At 67.0% G+C, this 23,638-nt stretch carries 21 protein-coding genes; 15 read left to right on the forward strand and 6 right to left on the reverse strand.

All coding sequences use genetic code 11. The annotated features are described in order from the left end of the window. Positions 1-42 precede the first annotated feature (42 nt). From GGQ64_RS19365 to GGQ64_RS19410, 10 genes are all read left to right on the forward strand, one after another. Positions 43-2,358, forward strand: a complete 2,316-nt coding sequence (locus tag GGQ64_RS19365) for a Tex family protein (protein WP_183806966.1) — start codon at positions 43-45, stop codon at positions 2,356-2,358. Between the two features lie 123 nt (positions 2,359-2,481). Then, the gene (locus GGQ64_RS19370; RefSeq protein WP_183806967.1) at positions 2,482-3,648 is read left to right on the forward strand and encodes a GGDEF domain-containing protein; all 1,167 of its coding nucleotides are present in this window, start codon (positions 2,482-2,484) and stop codon (positions 3,646-3,648) included. 173 nt (positions 3,649-3,821) lie between these two features. Further along, positions 3,822-4,385: a GNAT family N-acetyltransferase gene (locus tag GGQ64_RS19375; RefSeq protein ID WP_183806968.1), complete on the forward strand. Its 564-nt coding sequence runs from the start codon at positions 3,822-3,824 to the stop codon at positions 4,383-4,385. 72 nt (positions 4,386-4,457) lie between these two features. Beyond that, positions 4,458-5,213: a DNA repair protein RecO gene (gene recO / locus GGQ64_RS19380; RefSeq protein ID WP_183806969.1), complete on the forward strand. Its 756-nt coding sequence runs from the start codon at positions 4,458-4,460 to the stop codon at positions 5,211-5,213. Further along, positions 5,210-5,719, forward strand: a complete 510-nt coding sequence (locus GGQ64_RS19385; protein WP_183806970.1) for a PaaI family thioesterase — start codon at positions 5,210-5,212, stop codon at positions 5,717-5,719. The genes recO and GGQ64_RS19385 overlap by 4 nt, the downstream gene beginning before the upstream one ends. 126 nt (positions 5,720-5,845) lie before the next feature. Continuing rightward, positions 5,846-8,791, forward strand: a complete 2,946-nt coding sequence (locus GGQ64_RS19390) for a DUF2339 domain-containing protein (protein ID WP_183806971.1) — start codon at positions 5,846-5,848, stop codon at positions 8,789-8,791. Positions 8,792-8,908: 117 nt separating this feature from the next. Further along, on the forward strand, positions 8,909-9,754 hold the full coding sequence (locus GGQ64_RS19395) for an MOSC domain-containing protein (protein ID WP_183807155.1): 846 nt from the start codon (positions 8,909-8,911) through the stop codon (positions 9,752-9,754). A gap of 110 nt (positions 9,755-9,864) precedes the next feature. Next, positions 9,865-11,106: an MFS transporter gene (locus GGQ64_RS19400; protein WP_183806972.1), complete on the forward strand. Its 1,242-nt coding sequence runs from the start codon at positions 9,865-9,867 to the stop codon at positions 11,104-11,106. Positions 11,107-11,287: 181 nt separating this feature from the next. Then, positions 11,288-12,367 carry a quinolinate synthase NadA gene (nadA, locus tag GGQ64_RS19405; RefSeq protein WP_183806973.1) on the forward strand — a complete coding sequence of 360 codons (1,080 nt, stop codon included), beginning with the start codon at positions 11,288-11,290 and terminating at the stop codon, positions 12,365-12,367. A 229-nt stretch (positions 12,368-12,596) separates the two neighbouring features. Then, complete coding sequence (locus GGQ64_RS19410) at positions 12,597-14,195, forward strand: L-aspartate oxidase (RefSeq protein WP_183806974.1); 1,599 nt, start codon at positions 12,597-12,599, stop codon at positions 14,193-14,195. Positions 14,196-14,345: 150 nt separating this feature from the next. Here GGQ64_RS19410 and GGQ64_RS19415 read toward each other — a convergent pair whose 3' ends face one another. Together GGQ64_RS19415 and GGQ64_RS19420 are read right to left on the reverse strand one after the other, a co-directional pair. Continuing rightward, positions 14,346-15,584: an MFS transporter gene (locus GGQ64_RS19415; protein ID WP_183806975.1), complete on the reverse strand. Its 1,239-nt coding sequence runs from the start codon at positions 15,582-15,584 to the stop codon at positions 14,346-14,348. A 1-nt stretch (position 15,585) separates the two neighbouring features. After that, a complete protein-coding gene (locus tag GGQ64_RS19420; protein ID WP_246422788.1) occupies positions 15,586-16,992 on the reverse strand; it encodes an amidase in 1,407 nt (468 codons plus the stop codon). A 185-nt stretch (positions 16,993-17,177) separates the two neighbouring features. Between GGQ64_RS19420 and gcvA the strand changes: the two genes are divergently transcribed. From gcvA to GGQ64_RS19445, 5 genes are all read left to right on the forward strand, one after another. Continuing rightward, on the forward strand, positions 17,178-18,080 hold the full coding sequence (gcvA, locus tag GGQ64_RS19425; RefSeq protein ID WP_183806977.1) for a transcriptional regulator GcvA: 903 nt from the start codon (positions 17,178-17,180) through the stop codon (positions 18,078-18,080). 45 nt (positions 18,081-18,125) lie between these two features. Beyond that, positions 18,126-18,383, forward strand: a complete 258-nt coding sequence (locus GGQ64_RS19430) for a type II toxin-antitoxin system ParD family antitoxin (RefSeq protein WP_183806978.1) — start codon at positions 18,126-18,128, stop codon at positions 18,381-18,383. Further along, on the forward strand, positions 18,383-18,742 hold the full coding sequence (locus tag GGQ64_RS19435; RefSeq protein ID WP_246422789.1) for a type II toxin-antitoxin system RelE/ParE family toxin: 360 nt from the start codon (positions 18,383-18,385) through the stop codon (positions 18,740-18,742). The genes GGQ64_RS19430 and GGQ64_RS19435 overlap by 1 nt, the downstream gene beginning before the upstream one ends. Positions 18,743-18,747: 5 nt before the next feature. Then, the gene (gene nadC / locus GGQ64_RS19440; protein WP_183806980.1) at positions 18,748-19,653 is read left to right on the forward strand and encodes a carboxylating nicotinate-nucleotide diphosphorylase; all 906 of its coding nucleotides are present in this window, start codon (positions 18,748-18,750) and stop codon (positions 19,651-19,653) included. A gap of 188 nt (positions 19,654-19,841) precedes the next feature. Continuing rightward, positions 19,842-20,351 carry a superoxide dismutase family protein gene (locus GGQ64_RS19445; RefSeq protein ID WP_183806981.1) on the forward strand — a complete coding sequence of 170 codons (510 nt, stop codon included), beginning with the start codon at positions 19,842-19,844 and terminating at the stop codon, positions 20,349-20,351. Positions 20,352-20,497: 146 nt separating this feature from the next. Here GGQ64_RS19445 and GGQ64_RS19450 read toward each other — a convergent pair whose 3' ends face one another. From GGQ64_RS19450 to ygfZ, 4 genes are read right to left on the reverse strand one after another with little or no spacing between them, the layout of a single operon-like run. After that, the gene (locus tag GGQ64_RS19450) at positions 20,498-21,466 is read right to left on the reverse strand and encodes an NrtR DNA-binding winged helix domain-containing protein (RefSeq protein WP_183806982.1); all 969 of its coding nucleotides are present in this window, start codon (positions 21,464-21,466) and stop codon (positions 20,498-20,500) included. After that, positions 21,463-22,020 carry a tyrosine phosphatase family protein gene (locus tag GGQ64_RS19455; protein ID WP_183806983.1) on the reverse strand — a complete coding sequence of 186 codons (558 nt, stop codon included), beginning with the start codon at positions 22,018-22,020 and terminating at the stop codon, positions 21,463-21,465. Before GGQ64_RS19455 ends, GGQ64_RS19450 begins: the two co-directional genes overlap by 4 nt. Positions 22,021-22,058: 38 nt before the next feature. Further along, positions 22,059-22,694 carry a YfbR-like 5'-deoxynucleotidase gene (locus GGQ64_RS19460; protein WP_183806984.1) on the reverse strand — a complete coding sequence of 212 codons (636 nt, stop codon included), beginning with the start codon at positions 22,692-22,694 and terminating at the stop codon, positions 22,059-22,061. Beyond that, entirely contained in the window at positions 22,691-23,533 is an 843-nt protein-coding gene (gene ygfZ, locus GGQ64_RS19465; RefSeq protein ID WP_183806985.1) for a CAF17-like 4Fe-4S cluster assembly/insertion protein YgfZ, read from the reverse strand. Before ygfZ ends, GGQ64_RS19460 begins: the two co-directional genes overlap by 4 nt. Positions 23,534-23,638: the final 105 nt, after the last annotated feature.

Below are 23,638 nucleotides of genomic sequence, written 5' to 3' on the forward strand. Positions count from 1 at the left end.
GGTCGTCATGGTCTGCGCGCAATCATCGGATAGGAGACGCTCATGGCCGCCACCCCGCTCAAGATCGCCAACATGATCGCCGCCGAGATCAAGGCGAATGCTGCGCAGGTCACCGCGGCCGTAGGCCTCCTCGACGAGGGGGCGACCGTGCCCTTCATCGCCCGCTACCGCAAGGAAGTGACCGGCGGGCTCGACGACACCCAGTTGCGCACGCTGTCCGAGCGGCTCGTCTATCTGCGCGAGCTTGAAGCCCGCCGCGCCTCGATCCTCGAATCGATCTCCGGCCAGGGCAAGCTCACCGACGAGCTTACCGCCAAGATCGCCGCCGTCTCCACCAAGGCCGAGCTCGAGGACATCTACCTGCCCTTCAAGCCCAAGCGCCGCACCAAGGCCGAGATCGCCCGCGAACGCGGGCTCGAACCGCTGGCAGAGCAGATCCTTTCCGAACGCGAAAAGGTGCCGGCAGAACTGGCCGCCGGCTTTCTCTCCGCCGACGTGCCCGATGCCAAGGCGGCACTCGAGGGCGCACGCGACATCGTCGCCGAAAAGATCACCGAGAATGCGGACCTTCTGAAGCGCCTGCGCGAGTACATGAAGGGCAACGCCTGGCTGCGTTCGCGCGTCGTAGAAGGCAAGAAGGAGGCGGGCGCCAAGTTCTCCGACTATTTCGAGCACACCGAGCGCTGGTCCGGCGTTCCGAGCCACCGGGCGCTGGCCATGCTGCGCGGCTGGAACGAGGAGGTCCTTTCGGTCGATATCGTCGTCGACCTCGACAACACCGAGACCGTGAAGCCCGTGGAACGCATCATCGCGTCCTTCTACGCGCTCGGCCAGAAGCCGGGCGACAAGTGGCTTTCAGACGTGATCGGCTGGACCTGGCGGGTGAAGCTCTCCATGTCGCTGTCGCTCGACCTGATGCGCGAGATGCGCGAGCGCTCCGAAGAAGAAGCGATCCGCGTCTTCGCCCGCAACCTGAAGGACCTGCTGCTCGCAGCCCCCGCCGGCACCCGCGCCACCATGGGCCTCGACCCGGGCATCCGCACCGGCGTGAAGGTCGCTGTCGTCGACAACACCGGCAAGGTGCTGGAGACGACGACGGTCTATCCCTTCCCGCCGAAGAACGACATCCGCGGCACCCAGGCCGAGCTCGCAGCACTGGTGCGCAAGCACAAGGTCGAGTTGATCGCGATCGGCAACGGCACGGGTAGCCGCGAGACCGAGAAGCTGGTCGCCGACATGCTGGCGCAACTGCCGGCGCCCAAGCCGACCAAGGTGATCGTGTCGGAGGCCGGCGCATCGGTCTATTCGGCGTCCGAGACCGCGGCCGCGGAGTTCCCGAACCTCGACGTCTCGCTGCGCGGCGCCGTTTCCATCGCCCGCCGCCTGCAGGATCCGCTGGCCGAGCTCGTCAAGATCGAGCCGAAGTCGATCGGCGTCGGCCAGTACCAGCACGACGTCGACCAGGGCCGGCTGTCGCGCTCGCTCGACGCCGTGGTCGAGGATGCGGTGAATGCCGTCGGCGTCGATCTCAACACGGCGTCGCCGCCGCTACTCGCCCGCGTCTCCGGCCTTGGCAAGTCGTCGGCCGACGCGATCGTCGCCCACCGCGACGCCAACGGCCCGTTCCAGAGCCGCAAGGAGCTCTTGAAGGTCGCCCGCCTCGGCGCGCGCACCTTCGAGCAGTGCGCCGGCTTCCTGCGCATCCCGAACGGCAAGGAGCCGCTGGATGCCTCCTCCGTCCACCCGGAAGCCTATGGGGTGGCCAAGAAGATCGTCGCCGCCTGCGGTCGCGACGTGCGCGCGCTGATGGGCGACAGCGCCGTCTTGAAGCAGCTCGACCCGAAGATCTTCGTCGATGAGCGCTTCGGCCTGCCGACGGTGAAGGACATTTTGGCTGAACTCGAGAAGCCTGGCCGCGACCCACGCCCGGAGTTCAGGACCGCGACCTTCGCCGACGGTGTGGACGACATCAAGGACCTCAAGCCCGGCATGCTGCTGGAGGGCACGGTGACGAACGTGGCCGCCTTCGGCGCCTTCGTCGACATCGGCGTGCACCAGGACGGGCTCGTCCACGTCTCCCAGCTCGCCGACCGCTTCGTCAAGGATCCGCATGAAGTGGTCAAGGCCGGCGACGTGGTCAAGGTGCGGGTGACGGACGTGGACGTGCCGCGCAAGCGGATCGCGCTTTCAATGCGCAAGGATGGCGGCGACGCGCAGCCCCAGCGCGAGGACAGGAGCCGCGAGGACCGCAACCGCGACGCCCGCAGCGGCAACGGCCGCACCCCGCCGCAGAAACCGGAAGCCACAGGCCAGGGAGCGCTCGGCGCGGCCCTGGCAGAAGCCCTGAAGCGCCGGTGAGGGCACACGCGACGGTCGCGGCGTTACGGCAGCGCATCGTCGGAACGTCAACGCCTTGCCCCGCGGCAAGCAAATCTTAGGATAGGTGTGGTAGCGTCCGTGCCGGACAACTGGGGACGGCGGATGACGGACGCAACGCAGACCGACCGGCGATCGGACTTGCTCGCGCTGCAGATGGACGCGCTCTACAAGAACGCGCCCGCCTCGTTCCTCAGCATCGCCGGCGCCTTCCTGGCGCTCTTGACCTACTGGGGCCCGCAGACGGCGTCTGTTCTTGTCGCCTGGGTCGCCTGCGTCGGCGCCGTGGCGCTGCTTCATATCGGCAGCGCGGTGGCCAGAAGCAGGCATCGGCCGGCCGGCTGGACGCCGTGCCATTGGGCGCAGGTCATCCACGTCTGCTATTTTTCGTCCGGTTTGCTATGGGGTGCCGGCGGTGCCTGGATGCTGGGCCACGGGGACGAGCAGCAGGCGCTGGTGATCTGCTGCATTGCCATGGGGGCCGTCACGGTGACGTTCCCGGCCGTCGTCTACCCGCCGGCCTACAACCTGTTCCAAGTGCCGATCTTCGCCCTGTTCACGTTCGGGCTGGCCCGCAGCGAGCATCAGTTCGGCGATCTGCTGGCGGTCGCCTCCGCACTCCTGTGCCTGGCCCTGACCGTCATCGCGCATGGCATCGGTGCGCAGTTGGTCCTCGCCCTGCGCCTGTCGAGCGAGAACCGCAAGCTTGCCGAGACGCTCAAACGGCGCGGCGCGGCGCTGGAGGTGGCCAACCGGGAGCTGGAGGCGCTGAGCCTGACCGATCCGCTGACGGGCGTCGCCAATCGCCGCAAGCTGATGAACGTGCTGCGCGGGCAGGGTCCGCGCCAGGCGCTCCTGATCGTCGATATCGACCACTTCAAGGCCTATAACGACAGCTTCGGCCATGTCCACGGCGATGCCTGCCTGGTTCTGGTGGCCCGGGCGATCGCGGCGAGCGTCGGCGAGGGCGATCTCGTCGCCCGGCTCGGCGGGGAGGAGTTCGTCGCCGTCCTGGCCGATGTCGAAGACGAGCAGGCGCAAGCCACCGCAGAACTGATCCGCGCGAACGTCCAGCGCCTGTTTTCCGTCCATCCGAACGAGGTCAGGCGCACCGTCACCGTCAGCATAGGCCTCGCCTTGCGCGACGAGGCGCGCCATCCGACGCCCATGGAGCTCATGGGCGACGCGGACGACGCCGTCTACAGGGCCAAGAACGCCGGGCGCAACCGCGTCTGCAAGATCAGGGACGAAAGGCGCGTCGCGTCCGCCTGAGCCGACCGCTTCCTCCTGCGGTCGAACTTCCGTCGCTGTACCTCATGCGTCGGGCGTGCGAGCAGTCCGTCGCCCGGGGCAATTGGCTGCCGATCCGGACTGGCCAATCGCCTGGCCCTGCGGCAGAATTCGGCCCACCGAAAAGAGCGACCGAAACGAACCACCGAACGGCGATGCCCCTGCAACTGGACCCATTGACGAGCGATCACATCCCCGCCCTCCAGAGGCTTCTCGCCTGCGACAGGGTGGCGGAGAATTGCTGGTGCATGTGGTTCATCCGGCGGGTGAAGGAATTCCACGCGGCTGGAGCGGCCGGCAACAAGGCGGCCTTCGTCGCGCTCACCGGAAGCTCGGCCACGCCGCTGGGGCTGCTTGCGACGGACGGCGCGGAGCCTGTGGGCTGGGTCGCGGTCGGCCCGCGCTCCCGCTACCTGCGTGCTGTGAAGACGCCGACGCTGAAGGCAACCGACCGAGGTGAGGACGACAGCACATGGCTCGTCCCCTGCCTCTTCGTCCGTCCGGACCGCCGCGGCCAGTCGATCACGCAGGCGCTGTTGGCCGGCGCCGTCGAATTCGCCAGGGCCAGCGGCGCCCGCGCGATCGAGGGATTTCCGGCGCGCGACCGGCTGGGGAGCGGCGACAAGCAAGTGGGAACGGCGTCGCTGTTCCGCAGGGCCGGCTTCGACATCGCCCACAGTCCGTCGCCCAACCGCGTGGTGATGCGCCTCGAATTCTGATGGAAACCGCCGTGGCGATGGCCGCCCGCTCCGCACTTGCCCGCCGGGCCCGCCGGGCGTAAGGCTTTGCCCATGCAGTGGACCGATGAGGCAATCGTGCTCGGCGTGCGCCGCCATGGCGAGACATCCGTCATCGCGGAGATGATGACGCGCAGCCATGGCCGCCATCTCGGCGTGATCCGCTCCGGCCGCTCACGCACCATGCAGCCGGTGCTTCAGCCCGGCAACACGGTGGAAGCGACCTGGCGCGCCCGCCTCGACGAGCACATCGGCGAGTACCGCGTCGAGCCGCTGGAACTGCGGGCGGGCAAGCTGATGGAGGCGGCGATCGCCGTCTATGGCGTGCAGGCGATGGCGGCACTCCTGCGCTTCCTGCCGGAGCGCGACCCGCATCCGCATCTCTTCGAGATGTTGGGCGTGATCCTGGAGCATCTCGAGGATCCCGCCGATGCGGGCGAGCTCTTCGTCCGCTTCGAGCTGGCGGTCCTGGAGGATCTCGGCTTCGGTCTCGATCTCACCCGCTGTGCGGCGACCGGCGAGACGGATGATCTCGTCTTTGTCTCGCCGAAATCCGGTCGGGCCGTCTGCCGCACCGCCGGTGCCCCCTGGGCCGACAGGATGCTGGCGCTGCCGGCGTTCCTCGGCGCGGTCGGCAGCAGCGCCGCCGACCGGCAGGCGCTCTCCGAGGGCTTCCGGCTGGCCGCCTACTTTCTCAACCGGCACGTCTGCGAACCGCGCGGGCTGGAGCTTTCCAGCGCCCGCGACGGCTTCGTCCAGGCGACGCTCAAGGCGCTTGCCGCCGCAAATCCATCGGAGACCGTTTCATGAATGTCGAACTCTATCCGGGCCTTGCCGTTTCGGGCATCGGCACGCTGCCGCTCGACGTGGTCGCGCGCGACGGCGGGCTGAAGGTGATGCAGGCGATGCTGGAAGGCGTGCTTCCGGCGCCGCCGATGGCGCAGACGCTGAAGTTCGGGATGACCGAGGTCGAGGAGGGCAGGGTGGTCTTCAAGGGGCTGCCGGACGAAACCCATCTCAACCCTTTGGGCACGGTCCATGGCGGCTGGACGGCGACGATCATGGATTCGGCGCTCGGTTGCGCCGTGTTCTCGGCCATCAAGCCGGGCGAGGCCTATACCACGGTCGAGTTCAAGGTGAACCTCGTGCGCCCGGTGCTGCCGGGAATGGGCGAGGTGACGTGCGAGGGCAGGCTGGTGCATCGCGGTCGCACCATCGCCACCTCCGAGGCCTGGCTGCGCGACGGCGCCGGCAAGCTGCTCGCCCACGGCACGGAGACCTGCGCGATCTTCCCGATCGCCAATCTCACACGCTGATCGCAATCCGTTTTTAAAAAGCAGGCGCACGGGTTAGGGTTGTGCCGGCATCACCCGGGGCCGGGCGGCCAGGCAGGCAAGCGCTCGCACACCGAAAAGTTCAGGGCAGGGATCAGGCGGAGAGATATGGCGGAAATACTGGCTCTGGTCGCCATCGTGCTTGCGATCGCCGCGATGAATCGAAATGGCAAGAACACGGCGAAGCTCACTGAAGAGATTCGCAAACTTCGCCAAGAACTCGATGCGATCAGGGCCGGCGGCACGGTGTCCGCCACGCTTCCCGCCAAGGGCGAGACGCTCGCCTCGGCCGTCGCGGAAGCGAGCATGGACGATGCGGACGCGACGACCGCCGAACCGTCGTTCCCGAGCCCCTGGCTGCGCGGGCGTGCAACTGCGGACGATGCCGGGAGCGCCGCGGAGGCCGCGACGCCGGAAACTGCCCCTCCCGGCGCCGAAGCTCTCGCCGCCACGGGCCCACCGGAGCGAGAAAGTCTGGAGAGCCGGATCGGCGCGCGCTGGGCGGTCTGGGTCGGCGGGCTGGCGCTCGCGCTCGGCGGTATCTTCATGGTCAAGTATGCAGTCGAAAGCGGCGTGCTGAGCCCGGCCGTCCGGCTTGCGCTGGCGGCATTGTTCGGCCTCGTGCTCGTGGCGGCCGGCGAGGTCATCCGCAGGCGGGGGCAGCCGGCGGAATCCGTCCCCTTCGGCAACGCGATGATACCCGGCGTGCTGACCGCTGCGGGCGCGCTGACGCTGTTCGGCGTCACCTATGCGGCCCACGGCTTCTACGGCTTTATCGGCGCGCCCCTGTCGTTCCTGACGCTGGCCGCGATCGCGCTGGCGACGATCGCCCTGTCGCTCCTGCACGGGCAGGCACTCGCCGGTCTCGGGCTGCTCGGCTCGATGGCGACGCCGCTTCTCGTCTCTACCGCCGAGCCCGATCCCTGGCGCCTGTTCGCCTACCTCTCGATCGCCTGGCTTGCGACCGCGGCAGCCTCCCGCCTGCGGCGCTGGCAGGCCGCGCCGGCTCTCGCCAACGTCGCCCTCGGCCTGTGGGCGCTGCTCTACCTCGCCGCGGCCGAGCCCATTGAGACGCTTCCGGTGACGCTCGCGCTTCTCGTGATGCTGGCCGGCGCGGCGCTGCTGTGGCCCGGTGCTGGCACAGGCGAGTCGGCCGGCGACATCGGCATCGGCGCGGCTACGGACCGTCCCGCCGACGCGGGCGACGACGCCGCGGTGCCGGACGGTGATGCCGGGCACATGGCCGCCGCCGCCCCCGGCGATATCCACTCTGCCGATGCGTCCGACGCCGTGACTCACAGGGCCGTGGCCCGCTGGCAGCGGTTGCTGGCGCCCGCCTTCCTGCCCGTCTCCCTCAGCGCGGCGCTGGCGGCGTCCGTTCCGGCCATCGTCCTCGCCTTCCTTCATCCCTCGCCGCTCTCCTCTGCCACGGCCTTCGCAGCGCTCGCCTTCGCCTTGGCCGTCCTCGGGGCGGGCCGGTCGTGGGCGCTGTATCCCGCCGTCCTCGGCAATCTCTGCGCCCTTGCCGGCACGATGGTGCTGGCGGGGATTTCCGGCCGCCTTGCGCTGGGGGCGCTGGTTGCGCTTCCGGGGCAGCCGGATCTCGATACCGCGGTGCCGGTCGCAGCCGACGCCGGTCCGGTCGGTCTGCTCCTCCTTCTGGCCGCAGGCCTGTCCGTCGTCGGAGGCGGCGCGATCCTGTGGTGGAAGGAGAGGGCTCCGGCCCATGCGGCGCTCGGCGGCGTGCTGATGGCCGTCTTTCCGGCCGCAATCGCCACCGTCAGCTTCCTCGCCTTCGGCAACCTCACCTTCGACCTGCGGCACGGCCTGTTTGCGCTGGTGCTTGGGCTCGCTTATCTCGGCGGGGCGGAGCTCCATTCCCGGGGGCTGCCGGAAGGCCGCGCACCCGTGCCGCAGTGGACGCTCGTGGCGGGCGGCTTCGCCTTTCTCGTGCTCGCGCTCTTTGCGCTGACGGACGGTCTGGCGACGACGCTGCTCGTCGCCTTCCTCGGCTTCGCCATGGTTGTCGCGACGCGGGTGCGGCCGTGGGCGGTGCTGCCCTGGGCCATGGTGGGTGCGGCCCTTGTCGTCGCCGTCCGCATTGGCTGGGAGCCGACCGTCGTCGGCGCAGCAAGCCTGTCGAAGACACCGGTCTTCAACCAGTTGCTGCCCGGCTACGGGATCCCGGCGCTGCTGCTGGCAGGCTCCGCCTGGCTTCTTCGCCGCTGGCCGGGAGAGCGCGTGCGCAACCTGTTGCAGGCGCTGGCCTGCCTGTTCGTGCTGCTGGCGATTGCCATCCTCGTCCGCCACGCCATGAACGGCGGCGTGCTCGACAGCGCGGTACCGACGCTCGGCGAGCAGGCGATCTACACGCTTCTCGCCGCGGGCGCTTCGGCCGTGCTGATGACCTTCGACCTGAAGCAGCCGAACCCGGTTTTCCGCTACGGGTCGATGGTCATAGGCGTGCTGTCCATGCTGTCGATCCTGTCGGCCCACTTCTTCGCGCTCAATCCGTATTTCACCGGCGAACTGACCGGCCGCTGGCCGCTCTTCAACCTGCTCCTTATCGGCTACCTGCTGCCCGGCCTCGCCTTTGCCGGCCTTGCCTGGTATGCGCGCGGCCGGCGCCCCGTACCCTATGTGACGCTATTGGCGCTGACCGGCGCCATGCTCGTCTTCGCCTGGGTGACGCTGTCGGTCCGCCGCTACTGGCACGGCGAGGGTATCGCCAGCTGGAAGGGGTTCCTCGAGGGGGAGACCTACACCTACTCCGTCGTCTGGCTCCTGCTCGGCGTGGCGCTGCTGGCGCTCGGCTCGCGCCTCAACGCGCGGAGCCTGCGCCTGGCCTCGGCAGCGCTGGTGCTGATCGCCGTGGTCAAGGTGTTCCTGGTCGACATGTCCAACCTGCAGGGCATCCTGCGCGCGCTCTCCTTCATCGGCCTCGGCGCCGTCCTGATCGGCATCGGCCTGTTCTACCAGAGGATCCTGTCGGCAGGCACAGGAAGCAGCAGTGCTCCGCGCCGGTCCGTGCCGCCCGGACCGGCCCCGGAGTAATACGCCGCCCTGTTCCGGTCGGCGCCGAAATCGGCTAGGGATGCCCGCAGATACAGCCCGTAGGCCGAACACGACGAGGATCAGGACATGACCGCCCATAACGCGCACGCCCAGAACATGACGGTCGCTGGCTTGAACATCCACCCGCTGAAGAGCGGCCGCGCCATCCCGGTGCAGGCGGTGTCGGTCGGCCTCGACGGCTTCGCCGGCGACCGCCGCTTCATGGTGACCGGGCCGGACGGGCGCTTCATCACCCAGCGCGAATTGCAGGCGCTGGCCCAGGTGGAAGCCCATCTGCTGGACGGCACGGTTCGCCTCGCCATGAACGGGCGCGAACTCGTCCCCGCCTTCGACGCCGGTCGCCGGCTTCCGGTCACGGTCTGGGACAGCGCGGTCGATGCAGCACTTGCCGACGAGGCGGCGAACGCGACGCTGTCGGACTGGCTCGGGCGCGAGGTCAGGCTGGTCCATATGGACGGGCAGGCGAGCCGCCAGGTCGGCGAGAAATGGGCCGGCAATCCGGTGCCCGTCGGCTTTGCCGATGGTTTTCCGGTGTTGATCACCACCACTGGCTCGCTCGCCGACCTGAACCGGACGCTGGTCGAGAAAGGCCAGGAGCCGGTCGACATGGACCGCTTCCGCACCAACGTCCTGATCGAGCACGACGGCGCCTGGGACGAGGACCTGTGGGAAGCGGTCGAGATCGGCGGCATCGTCTTTGATCTCGTCAAGCCCTGCGCCCGCTGCATCATGACGACGCAGGACCAGGTCACCGGCGAGCGCATCGGCGGCAACCCGATCCAGGGGCTTGCCGAAAAGCGCATGTCTGCCGACCGCAACGTCGCCGGCGTCCTGTTCGGCTGGAACGCGGTGCCGCGAAGCGAGGGCGAGCTGCGCCTCGGCGATGCGGTCAGTGTGCTGCGCGTGCGGACCGGGCGCTGGCCGATGAAGGTGCGCGGCTGAGGGTGATCGCTATCCTGTCATCAAGCGCCCTGATCGTTCGCTCAATTTAATTCACTTTTTCGCATAGGTCGGCGCGACTATCTTGTCGCCGGATCAACCGGAGTCACGCAATGTCCGCCCCCACATCGATCGCTACCGCCGCCGCTGCAGGCCGCGCGCACATGCCCTGGCTGATCATCGCTGCCGGCTCGATCGTCGCCATGCTGACCTTCGGGCCGCGCTCGGCCATGGGCTTCTTTCAGTTGCCGATGCTGCAGGATACCGGCTGGGACCGCACCACCTTCGGCCTCGCCATGGCGGTGCAGAACCTGTGCTGGGGGCTCAGCCAGCCCTTCTTCGGCGCCATCGCCGACAAGTACGGCACCTGGCGCGTGCTGGCCATGTCGGGCATCGTCTATGCCTGCGGCCTGTTTCTGATGTCGCTCGGAGGTTCACCGTGGACGCTGCATGTCGGCGGCGGCGTGCTGGTCGGCCTCGGCGTCGGCTCCGGCTCCTTCGGCATCGTCCTTTCCGCCTTCGCCCGCAACGTCACGCCGCAGCAGCGCTCCATGGCCTTCGGCATCGGCACGGCGGCGGGCTCTGCTGGCATGTTCCTGTTCGCGCCGCTGAGCCAGGGGCTGATCTCGGCGCTCGGCTGGTCGGACAGCCTCGTAACGCTCGGCGCGCTGATGCTGCTCGTGCCGCTGTTTGCCATCCCCCTGCGCGGCAATTCCTCGTCCGGCATCCAGAGGGAGCCCGAGTTCAAGCAGACCGCCGGCCAGGCGCTCTCCGAAGCCCTCGGCCACAAGAGCTATCTCCTGCTCGTCGCCGGCTTCTTCGTCTGCGGCTACCAGGTCGCCTTCATCACCGCGCATTTCCCCGCCTATATCGGCGATATCGGCATCGATGCGCGCTATGCGGTCATCGCGCTGGCCCTGATCGGCTTCTTCAACATCATCGGCTCGCTCGCCTCCGGCGTCATCAGCCAGCATTATTCCAAGCCCTATTTCCTGGCATACATCTATCTCGCCCGCTCGGTGGCGGTCGCCGCCTTCCTGCTTCTGCCGCAGTCGCCGCTGTCGGTCGTCATCTTCGCCATCGTCATGGGGCTCCTGTGGCTGTCGACCGTGCCGCCGACGAATGCGCTGGTGGCGATCATGTTCGGCACGCGCCATCTCGGCCTGCTGGGCGGCGTCGTCTTTCTGTCGCACCAGGTGGGCTCGTTCCTGGGCGTCTGGATGGGCGGCTATCTCTACGACCGCTTCGGCACCTACGATCCGGTCTGGTGGTTCGGCGCAGCACTCGGCGTCTTCGCGGCCGTCGTCCACTGGCCGATCCGCGAGCAGGCGGTCGCCCGCCCGGCTGCGGCCTGACGACGCACGCGAACACGATCCCTGGCCGCCCGGACAAAAATGTCCGGGCCGGCTTCTTGCAAACCGTCACAAAACTTTCTAAATCACCCGGGCCGGCTTCGCCGGTTTTGTTTGGCCTCAGTTATGCTCATTATGAGCAAATAGGGGCGCCGCCAATGGGCGGATAGCATGGGAGGAGTTGATGACCCAGCTTGCCACCGGTTCGATCGCCGCAAAGGAGGCCGCGTCGCTTTCGGCAGCGGAGCGCTTCGGCGTCGTCGACATGCCGGATCTCACCTTCACTCCGACTGTCGCCCGCGAGACCGAGCACCTCTACGAGCGCGTGAAGCAATTCATCCCGGCGATCGAGTGGCCCGTCTATGCGCCCTACGTCCATGCCATCAACCGGCTGAAGAAGGAGCGCGGCGCGGTCATCCTCGCCCACAATTACCAGACGCCGGAAATCTTCCACTGCGTCGCCGATATCGTCGGTGATTCGCTGCAACTCGCCCGCGATGCCACCAGGGTCGATGCCGAGATCATCGTCCAGTGCGGCGTCCACTTCATGGCCGAGACGTCGAAACTCCTGAACCCGGAAAAGACCGTCCTCATCCCGGACGCGAAGGCTGGCTGCTCGCTGTCGGACTCGATCACCGGCGCCGACGTGCGCCTGTTGAAGCAGCGCTATCCGGGCGTTCCCGTCGTCACCTATGTCAACACCTCCGCCGACGTGAAGGCCGAGACCGACATCTGCTGCACCTCCTCCAACGTGCTGTCCGTGGTCGAGAGTCTTGATAGCGATACGGTGCTGTGCATCCCCGACGAGTACCTGGCGATGAACGTCGCCCGCCAGACCAAAAAGAAGATCCTCACCTGGAAGGGCCACTGCGAAGTGCACGAGCGCTTCACGGCGGCCGAACTGCTCGCCTACAAGGAGGCCGATCCCACAATCGAGATCATCGGCCATCCGGAATGCCATCCCGACGTGATCGCGGTGTGCGACTTTTCCGGCTCGACCGCCGGCATGATCAACTATGTCAAGGACAACCGCCCGCCGCGCGTCCTCCTCGTCACCGAATGCTCGATGGCCTCCAATATCCAGGCCGAGGTCGAGGGCGTCGATTTCATCAAGCCGTGCAATCTCTGTCCGCACATGAAGCGCATCACGCTGCCGAAGATCCTGGATAGCCTGGTGAACATGACGGATGAGGTTCTGGTCGACCCGGCAATCGCCGCCCGCGCGCGCCTTGCCGTCGAGCGGATGGTGAATTTGAAGCAGTAGCGTGGGGAGCGTCCCGCGCTGGTAGTTTGGAGAGAGGCCGCGCGGCAGATCATTTCCGCCCTGTCCTGTCCGCCTTGGCCCCGGCATCCCTCTGCCGGGACCTTCTCCCCGCAGGCGGGAAGAAGGAACAAGGCGGCGCGCCCATCGCTCCTCGCCCCGCCTGCGGGGAGAGGATGCCGGCAGGCAGGTGAGGGGCGGATCGGTCCGTCAGGCCTTGGAGGAGTAGGACATGCCATCGGAAAGTTTTCGTCCCCAGTCCTGGAATGCCATCGATGACATCGTCATCGTCGGCGGCGGGCTTGCCGGCCTGTTCTGCGCGCTGAAGCTCAGTCCCCGTCCGGTGACGATCCTGGCCGCCGCGCCGATTGGCCAGGGGGCGTCGTCGGCCTGGGCGCAAGGGGGCATCGCCGCCGCGATGAGCCCCGGCGACACCTTCGACAAGCATGTGGCCGATACGCTGGAGGCCGGTGCGGGCATCGTCGACGAGAAGATGGCGCGCTCGATGGTCGCGGAGGGCCCGGCGCGCATCGCCGACCTGCTCGAATACGGCGTTCCCTTCGATCGCGACCTTGAGGGCAAGCTGCTTCTGTCGCGCGAGGCGGCCCATTCGGAGCGCCGCATCGTCCGCGTTCGCGGCGACATGGCCGGCAAGGCCATCATGGAGGCGCTGATCGCGGCCGTTCGCAACACCCCCTCGATCCGCGTGCTGGAAGGCTATGTCGTCGAGGAACTGGTGCGCGAGGGCCGCTTCGTCACGGGCGTGGTCGCACGGCCCGATGCCGGCCAGTCTAAAAGGCGCGTCCATTTCCCGGCGCGCGCCGTCGTGCTCTGCTCGGGCGGCGTCGGCCATCTCTATGCCGTCACCACCAATCCCTGGGAGGCCTGCGGCCAGGGGATGGGCATGGCCGCGCGCGCCGGCGCCATCATCGCCGACCCGGAATTCGTCCAGTTCCATCCGACCGCGATCGACATCGGCCGCGACCCGGCGCCGCTGGCGACCGAGGCCCTGCGGGGCGACGGCGCCCATCTCGTCAATGCGGCCGGCCACCGGTTCATGCTCGATATCCACCCCGACGGCGAACTCGCCCCCCGCGACATCGTCTCGCGCGGCGTCTTTGCCGAGGTCCAGGCCGGCCGCGGCGCCTTCCTCGATTGCACCAAGGCGGTGGGCAGGCACTTCCCCGAGATGTTCCCGACCGTCTACGCCTCCTGCATGGCCGCCGGCATCGATCCGGCGACGCAGCCGATCCCCGTCGTGCCGGCCGTGCACTACCACATGGGCGGCGTGCTGACGGACGCCGAGGGCCGCACCTCGATCGATGGCCTGTGGGCGGCGGGCGAAGTGACCTCCACCGGTGTCCACGGCGCCAATCGCCTGGCCTCCAACTCCCTGCTCGAAGCGGTCGTCTTCGCCGGCCGTATCGCCGAGAACATCAAGGGCATGCTGCCCGAGCCGAAGACCGGCGACTGGGGCCAGAATGCCGGCGAGAGCGACGATCTCGTCACGGTGGAGGACAGCCCGGCGCTGACCAGGCTGCGCCGCCTGATGAGCGCCCATGCCGGCGTGATCCGCACCCGCGAAGGGCTGGGCGAGGCAATCCGCATGATCGCAACACTGGAGCGCGAGAACACCCGCATGCGCTTCCACAACATCGTCACCACCGCCAAGCTGATCACCGCTGGCGCCTACCTGCGCGAAGAAAGCCGCGGCGGCCATTTCCGCTCCGACTTCCCCGAGCAGCGCAAGGCCTGGCAGCGCCGCACCTACATGACGCTGGAGGACGCCGACCGGCTGGTCGCCGAACTGTCCGAGACAAAGGCCGCCTAGAGCATGTCTCCCGAAAGCGGGAACCGGTTTCGGGATAGAGACAAGCGTTAAAACAAAGGCCTAAAGCGCCAAAAGCGAATCCGAAGGATCGCGGCGCGCTTTAGGACAAGGCGGCTTCTGCGCTGGGAACGTTGGCGCCCCCATAGACAACTAGCCTCGCATAGCCGTTCTTGGCGCCCTCATAGCGAACACCGCAATGCCGGCCGCGATGATGTTGGCGCTCACGCTTGCGAGAATTGGCAGCGTGTAGCTGTGGCTCATATCGAAGATGAAGCCGGCAGCGGTGGGACCAACCAACGTTCCGATTGCAACGCTGGTATAGAGAATCCCGATGACGCTGCTGACGTTGCGCCCACCGAAGCGATCCATGACCACGGCGGGCAAGATCGCCACCCAGCCACCATAGAAGATGCCAAACAGCAGCGCGAAGACGGCGAGCGGCCAGAAATCCGTCGCAATGCCCCAGATCGCGAGTGCAACCGCCATGCCTATGAACATCATTGAAAGGAAGGATTCCCGCCCGATCCGATCGGCAAGGCCGCCAAGGAAGAAGCGCCCAACCGTGCTGCCGACCCCGATCACGCCGAGCAGCAGCACGGCAGCGGTTTGATCGACGTGGTGATCCAGCGCGTAGGGAACGAGGTGAACGAAAGGGACAAAAACCCCGAACGAACAGATCAGGCAGGCCGCGTACAGTCCGACAAATTGCGGGGATCTGATCGCCTCACCGACCGAAGCCCCGGTGCTGACAATCGTGGCTTCTCCCTTTGTCAGCGGAACCCCGTCAGGCCCGGTGCCCTTGTCGCGGGGATCGTTTGCGATGAAGCAGGACATGCCGACGCCAACAATCGCTGTGAAACCTCCGAGGACCAGATAGGCGCTCCGCCACCCCAGGATGTCGATCAACCAGGACGCGAGCGGCGGCATCACCAGCGTACCAACGCCGATGCCACTCACTGCGATACCGGACGCGAAACCACGACGCCCCACGAACCAGCGCTGGACCGCGCCGATGGCCGGCACATAGGCGCAACCGACGCCAAGGCCGACGCCAAGACCATAGGCGGCATAGACCTCGAAGATAGTGCGCGCGACGCTGGCAAGCGCGAGGCCTGCGCCGACCAAGACCATGCCAAGCATGGCAAGGCTCCGCGCTCCCCACCGATCGGCGAGCGGGCCGCTAACAACGCCAAGGGCGAAATAGAGAAACCCTGCCAGGGAGAAGACGAGCGACACCGACCCGCGGGAAGCACCGAAATCGTGTTGTAGCGATGGGACGAAAGCGCTGAACGTATAGGCGCTGCCGAAGCCGACAAAGGTAATGACGAATGCTGCTGCGACGACGACCCAGCCATAAAAGAGAGGATTGGTGGAGGATGCGGAGTTCATGTCACGCCACCGGATGACGACGATGCCAGGCCGAAATGCCTTGAAAAGCCGCGCCGGCACGAACAAGCACCGCTTCGCCCAAATGACCAGCGACGAGTTGGAAGCCGATCGGCATGCCCTCTGGAGTGAAGCCGCCCGGCAAGGTGAGCGTTGGATGGCCCGACATGTCGAACGGGCAGGTGTAACGCTGCAGCATGGCGATCAGGCCCGGCTGTTCGCCGAGTGTTTGGATTCTGGCAAGCGTCAGCGGCGCAAATGGCTGAACCGGCGTCAGCAGCAGATCGACCTTCTCGAAAAGTGCCTCTACACGGCCACGGAACGCCATGCGTCGTAGCCATATCTCCTGATACTCGATGCCCGAGATCGCATGTCCCGCCTCGACAACCGAGGCGAGGACGGTGCCATACTGATCCTTATGCGCAGCATAGGTCGCCTTGTGTGCGACGGCGGCTTCGACTGCGCAATTGGGCACCCAGTCGGCGACGACCTGGGCGACGTCGGGGAACTGGATGTCGACAATCTCGGCGCCAAGCTCCGAGAACGCCTTGATAGCTTCAGCAAGAACGGCCTGAGTACCGGCGTCGACTTCGTCGCTGTTCCAAGCGGCGTCGACACCGATCCGCAGGCCGCGCAGATCACCCGTGATTGACGCCGGGTAGTCCGGCACAGGGTCCAGCAGCGCCGTAGGGTCTTTCGGATCGCTGCCAGCGATCGCACCGAGCAGTATCCCCGCATCCACGGCGCTGCGCGCCATTGTTCCGACGTGGTCCAGCGAGGGCGCCAGCTCGAAAACGCCATAGCGGCTGACCCGGCCCCAGGTCGGCTTCAATCCAGTCACGCCATTGGCGGCCGCCGGCCAGCGGATGGAGCCACCGGTATCGGTCGCAAGCGAGCCATAGCAGAGACCGGCTGCCACCGCGGCGCCGGAACCGCTCGAGGAAATACCGGGCCAGTAGTCGGCATTCCATGGATTCCGAGGCGGTGTAACGGATGGGTGGTGGTCGGAATAGGCGCCTTCGGTCAGCTGCGGCTTTCCCAGCAGAACGGCTCCAGCCTTTTTCAGACGGCGCACAACCGTTGCATCTTCATCGGAAGCGATGTGCCGGTGAACCGCCATGCCCGCGCCGGTGGGAAAGCCCTTGACCTGGCATACGTCCTTGATTGCGATAGGGACGCCATGCAGTGGCCCGCGAGAACGACCTGCCGCAGTCTCCGCGTCCGCCGCGTCCGCTTGTACGAGCGCGGCATCCGCCATCATCAGCGCGTAGCTATGCAGATCGCCGTCAAGCGAAGCCATGCGGTCGATCTGTAACCGGGTCACCTCCCGCGAAGAGATTTCGCGATTTCGGATGAGCGCCGCGACATCAGTGAGTTCGAGATAGTGCAGGGCGATGGCTTCGGCGGTCAATTCGGATCTCCTGGGACCAATGAGCGTTGAACACGTCAACCTCAATCGCATGATAATGGTTTAGCTATAATGGCACTGAACGGCTGTCACGGAATGGCTGACAACCCCATAAGTTCGTTATATATCGGCTGTATGCCCTGATCGGCAATTCAGGTTTTCTCTGTGCATCGAGTTAGATTATCTAAATGGTCTATCGGAAACTCCCACCCTTGAACTCGCTTCGAGCGTTCGAATCCGCGGCACGGCATCTCTCTGTGAAGATCGCAGCGGAGGAGTTGTGCGTGACGCCGGGAGCCGTCAGTCAAAGGCTCAGAAACCTTGAAGACCATCTCGGTGTGAAACTCTTCGAGCGGGTGAACAGGGGGATCCTGCTGACCCAGGCAGGGCGGGAATATCTGCCATCCATCCGAAATGCCTTCCGTCAGATCGCTGAAGCCTCCAGTCGCGTGGCCGTATCCGCCGATGCCGGCATCCTGACTGTCAGCACCACCCCGTTCTTTGCTTCGGCCTGGCTCGTCCCGCGCCTGAACTCGTTCCAGGAGGACCACCCCAGCATCGACCTTCAGGTCCTCACGAGCGGCGCACTGGTGGATTTCTCGCGCGGCGGCGTCGATGTCGCCGTGCGCCATGGCGTTGGCCGATATCCGGGTTTGCGGAGCTATCGCGTCGTTTCGGTCGAAATGGTGCCCGTTGCCGCGCCGTCGATCGTCGAACGCCTGGGCATGCCGCAATCGCCTGCCGAATTGACACGGTGGCCGCAGGTTCATGATGCGGATCGCAAAGGTTGGAGCCTGTGGTTTCAAGCTCAGGGAATAGACGAAATCAATCTACCCCGTGGACCCTCCTTCGACGATTCTGGTTTGCTTCTCGATGCAGTGATCGCAGGCCAGGGCGCCGGTCTGCTCCCGGCCGCAATGGTAGCGCTTGACGTCGAAGGAGGACGCCTGGTCAGGCTCGCGAAACCGATGCATATGGAAACCTTCGCCTACTACCTGGTCTATCCGGAGGCGAAGCACGACAATCCCAAAATCTCCGTGTTTAGAGACTGGATTCTAGGCGCCGCTTCCCTGGAGATTGGCAAAAATTGACAACGGTTCGCGCGGGCGTAGAATTGCTGGCAAGGAGCAGAAGCCATGCCGACTCTGAATGTGAGCCTTACCCCGGAATTTTCGGAATTCATTGAGGAATCCGTCGCAAGCGGCTCCTATGTCTCCGCCAGCGAGGTCGTGCGCGAAGCGCTCCGGATCTTGCGTGACGACCGCGACAGCGAGGCGGTGAAGATCGCTATCCTGCGCAATGCCGTGGAGGCGGGGCTGGCCCAGTCGCTCCGCGGCGCGTTTTCCGACCGCTCGGTCCGCGATATCTTTGTCGCCACAGCCGATGGCGCGTGATGGCGTGGCGACTGACGAAGGAGGCGGAGCGGGACCTCGTGGAGATCGCCCGCTACACCATCGCAGCCGTCGGCCCCGGCCAGGCGATGGGATATGCCGCCCTCATCGAGAAAGGGCTTGATATGCTTGCCGAAGATCCGTTGCGAGCCGCTTCGCGTCCGCGCAACGAACTGGCCCTGGATGTTCGTTCCTTCCATCTTGCGCAGGCCGCCAAATCGCGGCATGCCGCCTCCCACATCGTCTATTATCACCTCGCCGGCAGCAGCCGGGATCTGGTCGTGCTTCGTATCCTCCATGAACGGATGGAACCGAAGACACGACTTTCCGATGCCAAGCGGCGGGACAAAACGCAGGAATGACCAAGATGACCAAAGCCCATCTCCCCGTCCTCTCGCCGCTTCTCGTCGAAGACCAGGTGCGTGCCGCGCTCAACGAGGATCTCGGGCGTGCCGGCGACATCACCAGCCAGGCGACGATCGCGCCGGAGCTTTCGGCGACCGCGGAGCTGAATGTCCGCGAGGACGGCGTGATCGCCGGGATGGCGCTTGCCGCTGCCGCCTTCCGGCTGATGGATCGGGCGATCGCATTCGAGGCCTTTGTTGCGGACGGCGACCGTGTCGCACCCGGCACCGTGCTGGCGCGGGTGAGCGGACCGGCGCGCGCCATGCTGTCGGCCGAACGAGTCGGCCTCAATTTCCTCATGCACCTGTCGGGTGTGGCGACCTACACCGCCACCTTCGCCGACGAGATCGCCCACACGAAGGCCAGGGTCTGCTGCACCCGCAAGACCATCCCCGGCCTGCGGGCTCTGGAAAAATATGCCGTGCGCATGGGCGGCGGCTCCTCGCACCGCTATGGCCTGGACGACGCGATCCTGATCAAGGACAACCATATCGCCGTCTCCAGTGGCGTCGCGGGCGCCGTGCGCGCGGCACGCGCCTTTGCCGGCCACCTGGTCAGGGTCGAGGTCGAGGTGTCGACGCTGGAGGAACTGGAGGAGGCGCTGGAAGCAGCCCCCGACGTGATCCTGCTCGACAACATGGGGCCGGAACTGCTGCGCCGCGCGGTTGAGATCAACCGCGACTGCGCCGGCCTGTCCGACGAGGCCTACCCGGCCGACCCGCGCCGGGTGAAGCTGGAGGCGTCCGGCAACGTCAACATCCGCACGATCCGGGCGATCGCCGAGACGGGCGTCGACTATATCTCGACCTCGAAGATCACCATGGCAGCACCGACGCTCGATATCGGCCTCGACATCGCGGTCGGGTGAGCGGCATTTTCTGCCGCGCATTGCGGAACACACGGCGGACGGGTGAGTTGATGTCCTGACACCACGTCTAAAGCACGCCGTGATCTTCCGGATTCGCGCCCGTGCCTTGGACTTTGTTTCTGCCCATGTCGTCGTCGCAGGACCACGGTACGGATTTTGCGCGACATGCATTCGATGGAAGGACCGTCATGACCCGACTTGCCACCGCAACGCTCGCCGCCGCACTGCTGGGTGCCACCGCCGCCACCGCCCAGGACAGCAACACCGCGCAGGCGAATTTCCTTGGCCTCGGCGGGTCGGAAAGCGGTCGCGCCACGCTGACAGAAAGCAATGGCGGCGTGCTGTTCGAGATCGAGCTGACCGGCCTGCCGCCGCGCAAGTGGGTCGCGCTGCACATCCACGAGCACGGCGCCTGCGACCCCACCTCCTCGCACGAATCCGCCGGCGGACACTTCAATCCGGGCGAAAAGGAGCACGGCTTTCTCGCCGCCGACGGCCCGCATGCCGGCGACATGAGCAACCAGTATGTCGGCGACGACGGCGTCATGCGCGCGCAGGTCTTCAACGGCATGGTGACGCTGAAGGAGGGCGACAACGGCATCCGCGGCCGCGCCATCGTCGTCCATGCCGGCTTCGACGACTACCGCACCGCCCCCTCCGGCGCCGGCGACCGCCTGGCCTGCGCTGTGATCAAGTAGGGTCTGTGACCAGCGAGATGTGGCGCCGTCGGCGGGCTTCCGCTGCGCAATGCTTGGCGGTCATCGGCTCAATCGCGTTCCCGCTCGGCGGCGGCCGCCGCCGCCCGGGAAATCCGGAAAAACATCGGGAATCAAGTGTCAGGACCTCATCGCCCGCCGACCTTCAGCCCCGGTGCCGGGCGTTCCTCGAGGATCTGGCGGCGGAAGCGGAAGAGGGCGGCGGGGCGGCCGCCGGTGGCCGAACTTGCAGCCCCCGTCGGCTCCACCAGTTCGGCGCCCTCGACGAGGCGGCGGAAATTCTGCTTGTGCAGGTGGCGGCCGGAGATCGCCTCCACGGTCGCCTGCAGGTCCGTCAGGGTGAATTCCGCCGGCATCAGTTCGAAGATGACCGGGCGGTACTTGATCTTGCCGCGCAGGCGCGCCACCGCGGTTGCGAGGATGCGCCGGTGGTCGTGGCGCATGGCGACGCCGACGCCTGGCTTGCCGGGTGCCGCCCAGCCGTCCGTCACGGCCTCCGCCGCAAGGCCGCCCTCGTAGAGCAGTTCGTAGCGCTCCAGCACCCGTTCCTCGTCCCAGGGGAAGTCGTCGAGCCCGAAGGCGAGCCGCAGCCGCGCCTTGCGGCCGGGCAGCGCCTTGCTGTCATGGGGTGCACTTTCCGCCGCCCAGGCGGTCAGCGCCGGGAGGATCGTCCGGTCGAGGATCGCCGGCCGGCCGGAGCGCCAGTCCTCCCAGGGCAGGAAGGCATACCAGTCGCGCCAGCGGGCGCCTGCCGCCTCCAGGCGCTCGGTGGCCTCGGCGTCCATGCGCGTCAGCGCCAGGTAGCCGACGGAGACCATGTGCGTGCCGGCCTCGTCCGGCGCCTTCTGCCGTCCGCGGTCGCCGAAGGTATAGAGCTGCTCGATGTAGCCGAGCTTCAGCGCCGTCTGCGCCTCGACGCTGGCGCGAAGGCTGGTCTCGAAGGTGCGGTGGCGCGTCGGTTCGAACGGACCGAAGGGCAGGGCATCGCGCGCGCCCTGTTCGCCCGCGATCGCAAGAATCGCCGGCGCGCGGTTGTCGATCGCCACCACGGCCGCGTTCAACCCGATCTCGACGGGAGGCGAGGCCGGGACGCTCACGGTCCGGCCCCGTCACCGGCAAGCGCGTCGGCTGCGACCGGTTCGACCGGCAGGGAAAAGGGCTGGTCGCCCGCATAGTCCGCGCCGCGGCCGATCTTCGCCACCGCCGCGACGAGCCGACCCTGCCGTTGAAGCAGCGCATCGCCGATCGCAACGATCCGGGCATTGGGCGTCGCCTGCCGGGAGACAGCGCGCAGGCGCTGTGCCAGCGCCGCGTCGTCCTGGTCGGGAGCGACTGCAAGCGCTGCGATCAGGGCGGCGGCCGGCGAGCGCGAGACGCCCATCATGCAATGGATCAGGAGCGGCGCCATGCGGTCCCAGCCGCGCGCGAACGCGATCACCGCCTCGACATGGGCCTCCTGCGGGGCGACCAGCGCGCCGGTGCCGGCAAAGGCGATATCGTTCAAGGACAGGAGCAGATGGCGGGCGGGGTCGATCACCGCCGGGCGATGAAAATGCTGCTTCGGTGCCACCAGGCTGATCATTTCGCGGCAGCGGTTGCGCACCGCCATCTCGGCGACCTTCGGCAGCGGCGCGACGACGATTCGGCTCATGCCAGCACCTGTGCCAGTACCAAGGCCAGTGCCGGCGCTCATGCCTGCCGCTCCCTGGCGGCACTCGGGCGCTGCGCCTCCAGCGCCTCGAAGCGCTCGATGAAAAGTCGTTGCGCCTGCAGCGCCGGCAGCGGGGCCACCGGCAGCATCCCGACAGTGATTCCGCGCGGCTCGCCGAAGAACTTCGCCGCCTCCGTGCGCGAGAAGCCGGCAAGTTCGGTCGCCTCGAAAAAGGCGGCGATGCGGTCGGCCTTCTTGATCTTGTCCTTCAGGGCGCGGGGCGTCTCGGCCGGCAGCCCGAAGCGCAGATGCACGGCCGCCTCCAGCCGCTTCTCGACGGTCTTGTAGCCGCCGCCGACCACCGCCTTGAACGGCGAGATCATGTCGCCGATGACGTATTCCGGTGCGTCGTGCAGCAGCGCCATCATGCATTCGTCAGGACCGCAGCGGTTCTGCTCGTGGAAGATCGCCTCGACGATGAGCGAATGCTGGGCGACGGAAAAGGCGTGGTCGCCGGCGGTCTGCCCGTTCCAGCGGGCGACGCGGGCAAGGCCGTGCGCGATGTCGGAAAGTTCCACGTCCAGCGGCGAAGGGTTCAGGAGATCGAGCCTGCGGCCGGACAGCATGCGCTGCCAGGCGCGCGGCTCGCTCTTCGTCCGTCCCGTCCCGCTCATTGCGCGGGCGCCTCGGCGCTCTCTTCGGGAAACGAAAGCCCCGTCCATTCCGGCAGCCGGGCGGACACTTCGACCTCGCCGGCTTTGATCGTCGCGCCGGTGCGCAGCGCATCGGCGACGCGGTCGATCCGGACGATCGCAAGCCCTCTCTCGCCGGCAACGGTGCCGAGCGTGCCGATCGTCTTTCCCTCCGCCACAATCTCCGTACCGGGGGGCGGTAGTGCAGCCTGCGCCCGCACGATCACCGGCCGGCGGCGGGCGGTGCTGCGATGCTGCATGCGCGACACCACCTCCTGGCCGACATAGCAGCCCTTGCGGAAGGACAGCCCGCCGGAAAGGTCGAGCAGCACGTCATGCGGAAACGCGTCCGACAGCGCATAGTCGGCGCCCGATTCGACGATGCCGCAATCGACCCGCAGCGCGTCGTAGACCGAAGCCGCAGCGTTGCCGCCGCCGCCCGGCTGGCGGAGAACCTTTTTCCCGGCCCTGGCGAAGCGGCCGTCCGCGATCCCTTCGCCGTCTTCATCCCAGGTGACGGTCGCCTCGCCTTCGCCGGTCGCTGCGATCGTCACCTGCGCGCGCAGCTTGTACATGGTCAGCCGCTTGACGAGCGCATCGCGCTGGGTGTCCGTGGTCTCCAGGCAAAGCCCGCCGCCTGGCAGGCGGGAGACGAGAAAGTCGAACAGGATCTTGCCCTGCGGGGTCAGAAGCGCCCCGGCCCGCGCCTCATCCTCCGGCAGCGCGGCAAGGTCGGTCGTGATCAGCGCCTGCAGGAAGTCTTCGGCATCGGTGCCTGTGATCGTCACGAAGGCGCGTCCGGAAAGGGTAACGGCGGGCATGGTTCAATCCAGTCTTGGGCGAGCGCTGCGGCCGGCGCGCCGAAATCGGTATCTGGACCAGAGGTAGAATGCCGGCCGGGCCAGCGCAAGTCCCGCAGCGTCGGG

Origin of the sequence: Mycoplana azooxidifex, from assembly GCF_014196765.1 — a bacterium.
In the GTDB taxonomy this organism is placed as follows: Bacteria; Pseudomonadota; Alphaproteobacteria; order Rhizobiales; family Rhizobiaceae; genus Mycoplana; species Mycoplana azooxidifex.